Below are 12,562 nucleotides of genomic sequence, written 5' to 3' on the forward strand. Positions count from 1 at the left end.
TATAAAAAGCACGTCAAAATAGACGTGCTTTTTATAATTCTTTAAAACTTACATTTCTTTAATTCTGCTTTTAATATGATCGATTTCTTCAATTGATAAGCCATATTTTTTATATAATTGACTATCTATTTCTTGAATTGGTGCAGACCAATCAATATCTGAGTGGATAGAGAAATCTTGTATAGGAACAAATCTATAAGTGCTTCTAGTACCATGTTGACTATTTTTAGCTAGTCCATGCAGAAATCTTACAAATCTTGATTCCATATATTTAGCTAGAGCATTTGCACTATTCTCATTTAACTCTAATTCCGCACCGATTACTAGATAAGTTTCAGTGCAAATTGAACTAGGACTAGCTACAATTGTATTTAAATTATCATCCTTTAACTCTGTTCCTATATTATTGGAATATGGTGTTAGTACTTTCCATTTAGTTATCCACGATGAATTTTTCACTATATCTGTTAATTCAATATATCCAACTCTACCTCTATTAGCATAGCACTTAATAGGTTCAACCATAGAATTATTAACTTTGTTAAAAGTAAAGTTAGTAGAAAAACCAAATGGGTTACGAGTAGACACGTATTCCATTAAGCTATTATCACCTTGACAATCAATTTTATTTAAAATAGGTATAGCGGTAGAATGCCTTACAAAAATGCCAGAATCTTTATATTCCAACGGTCTCGAAATATTATCGATTATGTTGTTATTTTCATGAGTTACAACACGAGTTAACTTATCATTGTAAGATGAATCTATTAAGAAATAGCAAACGCCCCCCCTGATATTTGTATTTGGAAAAATATCTTCAGGTGTTAACCAGTCATGTAACTCTCTAAGATGAGGATCGTTTAACATTTCATCTCTGAAGTCATCTAATCCTTTTCCACCAACATACCAACGTGTCGGAATAATAAAAGAAATTAATTCTGGATTAAGGTCTTTGGCTAAACGTACAAAATGGTGATAAATAGGTTTTGCACTTGCTTGTGCTCCTCCATCCATTTCTTGATACGGTGGGTTACCAATAACTACATCGAATTTCAAATTCTCATCTCCAAAAATATCAGATAGTTTATTTTTCGCTACATTATTTTTTGCATATTCTATTAAATCACATTCAACTATGTTCTTGATAGAAATGCCTTTGAAATCAGCAAAAATATAATTCTTCACTATGTTATAAATAATGTTGCTTGGAGCACATGCAAAAACTTGATTTTCCAGAATCCATTTTATTCTTTCTTCAGAATTTGGTATTTGTTCTTTCAAGTCTTCATTTAAGCGTTTTATAATTTCTGTAATATAAAGTCCGCTTTTTGTATATAAATCAATGAACTTAGCATTATAGTTGCTAAAAATTCCAGGATTATTCTTTGCAACTAAATCAACCATTAAATTCACTACTCTTCTTGGAGTGAAAATTTGGTTTGTTTGCTGTGGAGGTATATAATCAAATATATCTTCCTCAAGTGTTCCATCGAAATAGTTTGATAACCTATTTTTCGTATTAAAGAACTCTTTAACACTAGCATCAAACACTATTTCATTGAATAAGCCCGGTACTTTACGGTTATTCCCATGTTCGTCTACGTAGTCAAACCCATCACGCAATTTTCTAAATTCATCAATTGTTATACTTGTTAATTCCACGAAAGTCGGCTCATCTATATTTTCTTCAAAGTTAGCTAAATTTGTATCGTTATTTCCATAAGCCATAAGGAATGCCGGAATTGTTCTAGCAAATCCACGCAAATGATCTCGAACGTCATCTTCAGTAGTCTTTTTCTTTTTCTCTTCCACTTTGACAATTTGCTCTTCAACTGCTGATTCAACCGTTGTACTTACTTCTGTATTTAGTTTTTCAGTGAAGGTCTGATTAACTTCAGCCTTTTTTTGCTCAAATTCCTTTTTAAGTTTCTCTACTATAACAACATCATTAGCTTCTCTGGCGGTATCAATTTGTTCTATAAAACCATGCTCGATTTCTCGAATTTGACTTTGATAGGTATTTACAGTTTCTTGAACCACGTCTTTAATTGCTGATGTTACTTCATTTTTTGCTTTCTCGGTTTGAGATTTATTCAAGTTGAATGTCTCTTTTAATTTGTTGAAACCTTTATCTAAATTGTCCTTAATCCCAAAAGTGATAGTTGTAACTTCAGGTATGTCAGGTGTTTCTAAAACCTTGTAGATTGCTTCTCCAAAGAGATCTTTTGTTTTGTTAATAACAATGTCAGAAGGGATATCAACGTTACCATCTTCATCAATCATGGGGTTTGTTACTTTAACTTCACGACGATCTGTCAAACGCTTATTCTTTTCAGGCTTAATCTTATCTAGTATTTCCTTAAATGGTGAATTCCCACCAAAAATACCTGAGATGTTCGCAAATAAAAGGTTACTCATAAATCCACGCTTTACTACCTCTGTTGAAGTGATTTGTGTAGGGATAGTTAAGACTTCAGTTGCGTCCAACTCGTGCATATTACCTGCATCATCTTCCCCAATAACAGGGAAAAAATTTAATAACTTTTTAATCTTCTTCTTGCGTTCCTCGTTCGTTTTCGAGCTTCCACTTGATAGATTATTAGCAAATTCATCAAAAAGGAATAGCGTACGTTCTGGCGCAAAATCGAAAATATAGGCGTTTTCTTTCCTATAAAGCTTACCGTCTTGAACAAACTCATAAGGGTTTTGAGCACGGAAAGCCGCTTGGAAATATAAGCTTGGCGACTTAATGTTGTTAAGCATAAGTACAGCAGACCATTCCGGAATAGTAATACCCGTTGTAAGTTGACCAACGGATAAAGTTATTGTTTTCTCATTTTCGGAAATTGCCTTTTTAACCCTATCAAAACTCTTCTCATTCTTCTTGTAATCTTGTCCTTCTTCTTCAAGGTTCAGATCCTTATCAACGCTTATCCCGTCACCTGCAGCTAGTACAATCGTATACTCACCAAAAACAGGGTGAGATTTCAATAACTTTTCTAGTGCCTTCGCAGAATTAACACGAGGTAACAGCCAAAAAGTGTGGTTTAATTCTTTTCTGAGTTCCTCTGTCGCAAAAGGGAACTTACCCGAAGATAAGTTATCTAGGAATTTTCTTACACTAGTTTCATACTCAAACTTTCCGTCTTCTTTAACTCTAAAGAACTCATTCAAGTCGAATGCAAAATCAACATTGCTATCATCTTCTAATGTTAACCCTTTAGACACTCGTTCCTCTATCATCTTGCTCATTTGGTAAGTAAATAGGCTTAGTGTTGGTAGATTTTCGTATGGATTACTTCCGATTTTATAATCCCAATCCATTTTTGCTGCTTGTTCATCGACATATGACCAGTTGAAAATTTGCTCTTTAGTAAATTTATTGTTTGCCAATGCTTTAAAAGGAGTTCCTGACAAGTGTAGAGTGAAGTTGCGTTTGATTTTATTAAAAGCCACGTCCGTTTTAACAGTGTCAACTCCCTCATGAGCTTCATCGATAATTAGTAAATCCCAATTCAAATTTCCTACCCATTCAAGTTTTTCATAGTTACCGCCTGCAAATTTTGCACCTTTTAAATCTTGAAGCGATATGAAGGTGATCTGTGAAGGATTCTCATGTTCAGTAGAATTTATAAAATCAATGAAATCCTCACGAGACAATGCTTTATCTTTCAAGGAATCTGTTTCTGAAACAAATTTCAATCCGGTTTCTTGCCAAGAGATGAACTTTTTAAAATCATCAAACCATGAGTTTGCTATAGCTGGTCTGTTGGTTACAATCATTACATTTGTTGCTTTGATTTTTCTAACAAAATCGTACGAAGTAAGTGTTTTTCCAAAGCGAGGTTTAGCATTCCAAAGAAATTCTTTTGGTCCTTGTCCACTATTGAAGTAATCTAGCGTTAGTTGAACAGCACTACTTTGTTCATTCCGAAGTGAGTAGTCTGAGTGCATTTCATCGATATGGATTTCATCATAATCAAGACTGATATACTTATCTGTTAAGATTTCAGCCTTTTCTGGTGTGCCATTAAAATAGAACCACTCGTCTGCGTAATTATTAAAATTCTTTTTGTTAATCCCATTTTGTAGAAGGAAACGATGAAGTGCCTTATCGCGAAACCAAGTTCCATCCGACTTTTTTGCAAGCTTTTCAAAAAGAATATTAGGTTTAAGTCCTGCTGTTCCAACCTGTTCATAGATACGTTTTTTTATTTCTCTATTGGTATCACCAATTTTAACATAGCCTTCATGACTGGGAACTTCAGGTAAGGTATATGCATAAACCTTTAAGTCTAACTCTTGATATGGGTTAATGATTGTTCTATCCATCGACTTCCTCCATTTCTTCCTTATATACATCAATAAATTTTACAGGAATGTATTTCATTTTTTTCTCCTTAATTTCAATCAATTCTTCATCTTCGAGAATGTCAAAGAAATCAAGTTGCTTTACTCTATCTGAATGAGTTACAGGTTCTCCTTTTTCTTTTTCTTTTCCAGTTAGAATTTCCTCAAGAGTGTATTCTGTACGTTGAACTTTAATTGTTTTAGGTGTTCTTGTAAGATTTACAGGGTGCCATTCACTAAATACAATTGGTTTACCATCAGGAGATGTTTTAGTAAGAGAGTTCCCCTGAGCAATGTTGTTAGAAATAATCAATTTAGCACTTCTTAAGACCTTATCTTTCACTTTGGTACCATGTTGAAATGCCTGTTGCTGATATGATTCATAATAGCACTGATACATATTCATAACGCATTTTTGAGCGTTGTCTTCAAGCAATTCAACACCATATAACGTCGATAATGCAAGTAGTGAATAATTTTCATATCGTGTTATGTTATCACCGTAATTTTTTACTACCATATTCATTTTTCTATTTAAAACTTCCACAAGAAACGTACCTTCCCCTGCAGCTGGCTCTAGAAAAGTAGAAGTTAAGTTCTGACATGCTTCACGTATGTTAGGCAAATCGAGCATTTTCTTAACAATTCTCTTTGGCGTAAACACTTCCCCGTGATTTTGGATACGCTTTTTACTTTTTATTATTTTTTCTTTAGGTGATTCATTAGAATCAATCATTTATTCATACCTCCTGTTAAAGGAATATCGTAAGCAATGTATTAATCCGAAAAGGTCTGTACTTTTAATTATATATTTGTCTTTGGGGCTTTTGGCCATTTGCAACTATATATTATGTAACAGAGAAATGACTTGTACAAACAATGTTAGTAATTCACAATAAACTAGTTGTCACTTTCATAATCCCTTATGTGTAAAATTAGTATATGTACAAAATTCTACCATAATAATGTAAAATTTAGGTGGAATCTATTATTAAAAAATAGAATTTATCATAAAACTATTACCATATTTCAAATTTTAAAATGATTATTATTAAAAATTAATGAAAATAAAATACTTAAAAGATAATTAATATTGCAAGGAGAGTGTGTAAGGTGTTAAAAAAGGTAAAAATATTTAACTACAAAAAATTTGATAGTTTTTCAATAGATTTTAATAATAACTATTCAATAATGATTGGAAACAACGGGGCTGGTAAATCAACATTATTAGAAGCAATACACTTAGCCTTAACAGGGACAATGAATGGAAAACCAATCTTTTATGAACTATCTCCTTATGTATTTAATAGAAAAATTGTTAACCAGTTTATCGATGGTGTAAAAGCAGATAAAAAAACAACTCCTCCAGAAACAAAGATAGAATTATACTTCTTAGAGTCGGAAGATTCTGATCTCAATGAATTAATGGGTATAGAGAATAGTGAAAATAGCAACGTGCCGGGGTTCGTATTCTCTGTTAAATTTAATGAACATTATCGGGAAGAATACCAGCAGTACATTGAGAATGAAAACTTTAAACATATACCTACTGAATATTATACAGTTGAATGGAAAAGTTTTGCAGGAGCAGCAATAACTACAAGGTCAATTCCAATAAAATCTCATCTGATTGACTCAACTACTACAAGTCTAACTGCTAGTTCTCAAAAGTATATTATGAAGATTATCTCAGATGTCTTAGATGAAAAACAAAAAGCTAATTTAGCCGTTCTTTATCGAAGTTATAAGGAAAGATTTGGTGAAGATCCTAATATAACATCTATAAATGAAGTATTAAATGAGAAGAAAAATCTCATGTTAGATGACTCTAGAAATCTATCAATATCATTAGATGTGACTCAAAAAGCTACGTGGGAGTCTGCGATTGCTGCGTTCTTAGACGATATCCCTTTTGATTATATTGGTAAAGGAGAACAAAATGTCATAAAGACTACACTGTCTATTGGAAACAGAAAGCCTGAGAGAAATTTAATACTAATTGAGGAACCTGAAAGTCATCTTTCATTTTCAAATATGAGAATTTTATTAGATAAAATCATAACCGAATGTTCAGATCAACAATTACTTATTACTACCCATAGTTCGTATGTATTGAATAAGATGGCGATGGAAAATGTAATTCTTCTTGGTGAAAATAGAAGTGGGAAGTTAAATGAATTACCAAAAGATACAAGAGATTACTTTCATAAACTACCAAACTATGACACTTTAAGATTTATTTTATCTAAGAGGGTAATATTGGTCGAAGGACCAGCAGATGATTTAATAATTCAAAAAGCCTATCATCAAAAATATAATAAGCTTCCTTTAGATGAGGGGATAGATATAATCTCTGTAAACGGACTATCATTTAAAAGATTTTTAGATATAGCAAAGTTGTTAAATATAAGTACTGTAGTAGTTACAGATAACGATTATGATTATGAAAAGAATATTAACAACAAATATCAGGACTACATGGATGGTCCCATTAAATTGTGTTTTAGCACAAATAATGAGCTAAATACCTTAGAACCACAGGTGTTAAAATGTGATGTTGGTAATTATGATAAATTAAAAACTATACTAGGAAAACAAGATAAGTCTGAAGATGAGTTGTTAGAATTTATGTTGAATAACAAAACTGATTGGGCGCTAAAAGTATTCTTAAACAGCGAAATACAATTAATTTTTCCGGAGTATATAAATGATGCCATCCAATAAAAGAATTATTAAGGCTGCAGCTGGGACAGGAAAGACTACATTATTAATAGGGGAAGCAGTAAATAACTACCAAGAAGGTAAGGTTCTATACCTCACATATACGAATGCAAATCTAAACTCTATGAAGTCTGATCTGCCGGACTCAGTAGGAATTATTCCTGTGAACATAAAATGTAAGACATGGACGGAATTTCTGCTTAATGAATGTGCTAGGCCATATAGAAAAGTTATGGGAGGACCTGAAATAAAAGGTGTTAATTTTTGTTTGTTAGGGGAAATCCCACGCCTAAAGGGTATAACAGCTGCTAATTGGAGATATTACTACGATTCTCAAGGAAGGCTTTATTATGAAAGATTGGCTCAATTTTGTCATGTAATATTAGTAGCTTCTGGTGGTGTAATCATTGATAGACTCCAAAAAATTTATACCACGATTCTTATAGATGAGATACAAGACATGGGAGGATACGACTTAAAAATAATCGAGGGTATTTACCGATCAAACCTTAATCTTGTAGTTGTAGGAGACCATCGACAAGCAACATATTCAACAAATTCAGGTCCTTTTCTCAGCAAATACAGAGGGATCAATATATTTAATTTCTTTACCGAGGTACTAAAGCACCGCGAGCTTGAAAGCTTAGAAGTATGCCACCGTTGTACACAGATAGTTTGCGATTTAGCAAACACATTATATAGTGACCTCAACATGAAATCTGTAAAGAAAGTGGACAATGAAGATGTAGGTACGTACTTGGTCAGTTTGGATAATGTATCTAAGTTCATAGAACATTATAAGCCAACAGTACTTTATTATAATATAAGGTCGCTTAACAAATTTATTTCTAAATTAGATGTGGATATTAACTTTGAATCAATAACGTTCGGTAAATCGAAAGGGTTAAGTTATGAAAATGTTTTAATACTTCCTACTAAAGAGATGGAAAACCATGTTACCAAAGGGAAACACAAAATGTCCGATACAGTAATAGCACAGTTTTACGTAGCGATTACACGAAGTAAGAATAACGTTGCTATCCTTACGGAAAAATCTAGTGTCATTGACTTTTTGAAGACATGGACAATTACCCACCCTCCGCAAGAGGTTACAAGCAAGCATTAGGTATTGACTATTAAGGTTACAATATTAGGATTTGTTCAAAAGGAGGTTTTTACTTGGAAGTCAAAATTACTGATTTTATTGGTAAGGGGTCCTCATTACTTTTCAGTTTTCCTTTATATACAAAAATAAAATTTGATTTAGAAGTTTGGTATGTCAACACTAAATCAAACAACTTTTTTAAGGGACAAAATTCTATATTCTACTGGACTTACATAGCCGAGTGAGCTATGCATACGGATATTGTTGTACCAATTTACATAATCGAAAAGTTCAAGAGCTAGCTGTTCAAGGGTTTGAAAATGCCTTCCGTTAATTAATTCTGTTTTTAATATCTTAAATGTAGCTTCTGCCACTGCGTTATCATAGGGATTTCCTTTATCACTTAGAGATCTCTTAATCTTATATTTACTTAATAATTCATCGATACCAACGTTCTTAAACTCAGATCCGCGATCTGTATGAAACATCTTGATGTTCCCTAATGGTTTCTTGATTGATTCGAAGGCACGTTGAACTAAAGCTGCGTCTTTACGCTTTCCAGCGCTGTAACCAACTATTTCTCTATTATATAAATCTAGTAAAAAACAAACGTAATTCCATTCCCTTCCTACTTTTACATACGTTAAGTCACTAACTAAAATAGACATTTCTTTATCCACTTGAAACTCGCGATTCAGCACATTTCGTACAGATTCTTCATTTGGTGGTGATGCCATTGGTTTATACGAAGGTTGGGCATATTTAGATTGGATATCAAGTTCAGCCATTAATCGTCCAATACGGCGTCTGGAGACTGTTAAACCCGTTTTAGCCAGACCTTTTTTAATTTTGCGAGTACCATATACCTGACGGTTATTGTTAAAAATCTCTAGGATTTTCTCTTTTAATACTTGCTCTTCTGCAACCTTTGCTTGTTTTTTTTGATCTGCTATTTTTGTATCGTAATAAAAGGTACTTCGAGCTATTTCTAGGACTTCGCACATTGCTGATACCGAATAAATGTGTCGGTTTTTTTCGATCACTTTTATTTTCGTCCCATGATCAGCGCGGCTTGCTTTAAAATATCAACTTCCATTTCTAGTTGTTTATTTCTTTTTCTTAACTCAATCAATTCTTGTTGCTCTGGGGTTCTATTGTCTTTCCCTATGAAGGAACCAGACTGTTGAAACTGAGTAATCCATCTGTCTACAGCAGAAGGAGTTAATTCATATTCACGGACAATATCTTGACGACTTTTTCCACCTTCATATAAAGCAACCACTTGCTTCTTAAATTCTGTGGTAAACGTTCTTCTTTTTTTGGACATAGTAGATTCGCTCCTCACTTGTTATATGTTATTCTACTAGCCCTTAATTTTATTGTCCAACCAAGTGTAACCTATCCAGTTGAATCAAGAGATGAAATAGAGGTTTTAGATTATACCGAGGAATATGGTCCCACTATTCTTAATCATACGGAATATATTGAAGGAATGGATTTTAGATTTTTAAAAACGATTTTCTTAAAGGAGCATAATATCTATTATTATTGTCCAGAGTGTAAGAGAGATAATTATATTGTAAGCGATAGACTTGAAGCAATTCTTGATACAGATGATATATTGACAATAGGGACAAATATTAGGTCAGCAGAGGAAAATGAGGAACACGAGCAATATGCATTGGAAAAGTTACAAAGTCGTGCGAAAGAATTTTTTGAAAAGGTGTTCGGCGAAACTAACACAATTCAACTTGAATTCCATTGCACATCTAAACATCAACATAAAATGTATGTTATTTTTCATTTAACAGAAGATGGTTACCTTATCAAAACGGGACAATATCCTTCAATCATGGACTTTGAAAAATTTAATAATCTAGATGAAATCTTTGCTAAGGATAATGTATCCAAGAAAGATTTTAGGACTGCAACAATACTAAAGACTCACAATTACGGAGTGGCAGCCTTTCTTTATTTAAGGAGGATTTTTGAAAGGCTAATCATCTTGAAAGCTCAAACAGCTATATCAGAAGGCTTGCTTAGAAAAGAGGACTTTGAAAAGAAAAAAATGCAAGAAAAAGTAAAACAATTACATGAGTTAGGAAAGATACCTGATTATCTAAATGAAAATAAAACATTTATTTATGGGATACTTAGTAAGGGTATACACCAACTGACTGAAAAAGATTGTCTAGCAAATTATGAACCTCTAAAAGAAGCAATACTCATAATTCTTAAAGAGAATAGTGATTTGGAGAAGCGGGAAAAAATAAAAAAGGAAACGAGTAAAAAACTTAATTCTATCCATACAGAAATGAAAAGTAAGTAATTTTTTTATCATTAGATCCTTTTAGAAAGTAAATACACAGTAAAGTATGAGATGCTTTTTACTCTTATGAATATGAGCTAAAGAGATTAGTTCTATTTGGGAAATGAAGAGTGGGAAGCAAGTTTAAGCCAATAATATTTCCATTGTTAAATTGTTACTGGTAGGACAACCCGTTGATGAAATTGCCGCAGCAACTAATCTTTCCTTAAAATAAATGCCACTTATTAAAGAAAAGCAAGACTCCAATGTATAAAAAGATCTTGAGAGTTTATGTCTAGGAAGAAATGTCCTAGACATTCTTTTCTGCAAAAAGTAACTATCTCCGTCACTACATTAAATGTGAAAAACATTAGTGGAAGAAGGAAAAGAGTTAAGCTAATTGAATTATTATTAGAATTGGTTTTTTTAAAGAGGATGGTTAGTTGATATAATTATATGGGAGAGATAAAAATGACTAATAAGGTCACACCGTCTAACTTAGATGTAATAAAAGTAGATTCAAAAGATATTGAAATCTTAGGAACAAAGGGAAGTTTAAATTCAGTAGGGAAAGAAATTGCAGTTACCATTGCAGTTGAAGCAGGTAGAGCATTTATACCAATTGCACTAGAGGCTATCAAGAAAAAGATTGAACTTGATCAAGAAACGCAAAAGCTTGTGAGGGATGATAAAAGAAAAATTTTGAATAAACGTGCTGAAACATTAATATCTCAAATTGAAAATGAGGAAGCAAAAGATGATTATAATCAAGAACGAATTAATAGGTGGTGTACAGAACTAGAAGATATAATGAAGAAGCAAGATATTATGGATGCAAAAAGTGAAGGTTTTACTAAGGGAATGTTATTTACTGCCAAAGAATTTATAAATTCTAAACTTAAATAGCAGGGAACATCTAACTGGTTTGTTTACATTATTAGAAACCCTTTAGTTAGTGATGTAGTAATAACCAAGACTTAACTCAAATTAACAATTGACTGAATAAACTAAAACAGACAGGAAAAATTTTATCCTGTCTGTTTTTTGCCTCTTAAATAACCACGGTGAACCGTATCACAAATAGTGGTAAAACAGAGAGTGGAATTAGTTTTGGATAGTCGAACAATTAATGAAATGTTAAAATAGTTGTAGAAGAGATACTGTTTATTAACAGTATCTTTATTTTTTTGTTATAGGAAAGTGGGTGTTTTATGGAGATAATAGCATTTATTATAATCATTTTAGTCGCTTCTGTACTTCAAACGAGTACAGGATTCGGATTTTCAATTTTGGCTACTCCATTTCTTCTTTTAATATTTGAACCAATTGAGGCAATTCAAATAAACCTAATATTGTCTTTAATTATTTCTATTGCATTAATAATGAAAATTAGAAAGGATATTGATTTTGGCATCCTTCGAAGATTTGTGGTAGGGAGTGTTACAGGTCTGCCCATTGGAATTATGATCTTCTTGTTAGTTGATATAAATAGATTAAAGTTGGGAGTGAGCCTTATTATCTTAGTATTAGCAATAATGCTCATTCTTAAGTTTCGAATTAACCAAAATAAGAAGAAAGATTTAATTGTTGGTGGACTATCAGGTTCATTCACAACAAGTATAGGTATGCCCGGACCACCATTATTATTATATTTTTCAGGAACAGATACTCAAAAAGAAAAATTAAGAGGTACTACACTAGCCTTTTATTTATTTATATACTTTGTTAGTTTAATCATCCAAGTGACTTTTGCTGGAACAAATAAGACAATCTGGTTATCAAGTTTATGGGCCTTACCTTTGGTATTTGTAGGATTATATTTGGGGCAACTATTATTTAAAAGGATTAATCAAAATGTTTTTCGAATATTGACATATATGATCTTATTGTTTACAGCGATTTACTTGCTGATTGAGAGTTTGGGATTATTATAATCAATAAGGTAGCAATATCTGTTTTACCACAACCAAAATGCTGAAACGTACCATAAGTATATGAGGTTTTTAGTAGGTCTTAAATTACTTAATCTTTCCGTTTTGCCTTCTGTTCTTGGTATAATGTTTATATTGGGAGGTGTA

At 32.4% G+C, this 12,562-nt stretch carries 8 protein-coding genes; 5 read left to right on the forward strand and 3 right to left on the reverse strand.

The window, feature by feature from the left end; genetic code table 11:
• Positions 1–48: 48 nt before the first annotated feature.
• Positions 49–4,332, reverse strand: a complete 4,284-nt coding sequence (locus tag CDZ92_RS15985; RefSeq protein ID WP_096156215.1) for an Eco57I restriction-modification methylase domain-containing protein — start codon at positions 4,330–4,332, stop codon at positions 49–51.
• On the reverse strand, positions 4,325–5,086 hold the full coding sequence (locus CDZ92_RS15990; protein WP_096156216.1) for an N-6 DNA methylase: 762 nt from the start codon (positions 5,084–5,086) through the stop codon (positions 4,325–4,327). The genes CDZ92_RS15985 and CDZ92_RS15990 overlap by 8 nt, the downstream gene beginning before the upstream one ends.
• 377 nt (positions 5,087–5,463) lie before the next feature.
• Here CDZ92_RS15990 and CDZ92_RS15995 point away from each other — a divergent pair, with 377 nt between their 5' ends.
• On the forward strand, positions 5,464–7,074 hold the full coding sequence (locus tag CDZ92_RS15995) for an ATP-dependent nuclease (RefSeq protein ID WP_096156217.1): 1,611 nt from the start codon (positions 5,464–5,466) through the stop codon (positions 7,072–7,074).
• A complete protein-coding gene (locus tag CDZ92_RS16000; RefSeq protein ID WP_096156218.1) occupies positions 7,058–8,197 on the forward strand; it encodes a UvrD-helicase domain-containing protein in 1,140 nt (379 codons plus the stop codon). Before CDZ92_RS15995 ends, CDZ92_RS16000 begins: the two co-directional genes overlap by 17 nt.
• Positions 8,198–8,361: 164 nt before the next feature.
• On the opposite strand, the gene CDZ92_RS16005 is transcribed toward CDZ92_RS16000, so the two are convergent.
• A protein-coding gene (locus CDZ92_RS16005; RefSeq protein WP_096156219.1) for an IS3 family transposase occupies positions 8,362–9,503 on the reverse strand; the annotation gives its coding sequence in 2 pieces (ribosomal slippage) (positions 8,362–9,257 and positions 9,257–9,503; 1,143 coding nt in all).
• Positions 9,504–9,521: 18 nt separating this feature from the next.
• On the opposite strand from CDZ92_RS16005, the gene CDZ92_RS16010 reads away from it, so the two are divergent.
• From CDZ92_RS16010 to CDZ92_RS16020, 3 genes are all read left to right on the forward strand, one after another.
• Entirely contained in the window at positions 9,522–10,505 is a 984-nt protein-coding gene (locus CDZ92_RS16010) for a hypothetical protein (RefSeq protein ID WP_096156220.1), read from the forward strand.
• A 450-nt stretch (positions 10,506–10,955) separates the two neighbouring features.
• Positions 10,956–11,390: a hypothetical protein gene (locus CDZ92_RS16015; RefSeq protein WP_096156221.1), complete on the forward strand. Its 435-nt coding sequence runs from the start codon at positions 10,956–10,958 to the stop codon at positions 11,388–11,390.
• 305 nt (positions 11,391–11,695) lie between these two features.
• Positions 11,696–12,418: a sulfite exporter TauE/SafE family protein gene (locus tag CDZ92_RS16020; RefSeq protein WP_096156222.1), complete on the forward strand. Its 723-nt coding sequence runs from the start codon at positions 11,696–11,698 to the stop codon at positions 12,416–12,418.
• Positions 12,419–12,562 lie beyond the last annotated feature (144 nt).

The sequence above is a fragment of the Bacillus sp. FJAT-45066 genome, assembly GCF_002335755.1.
GTDB classification, from domain to species: Bacteria; Bacillota; Bacilli; order Bacillales; family Bacillaceae_I; genus Bacillus_CD; species Bacillus_CD alkalisoli.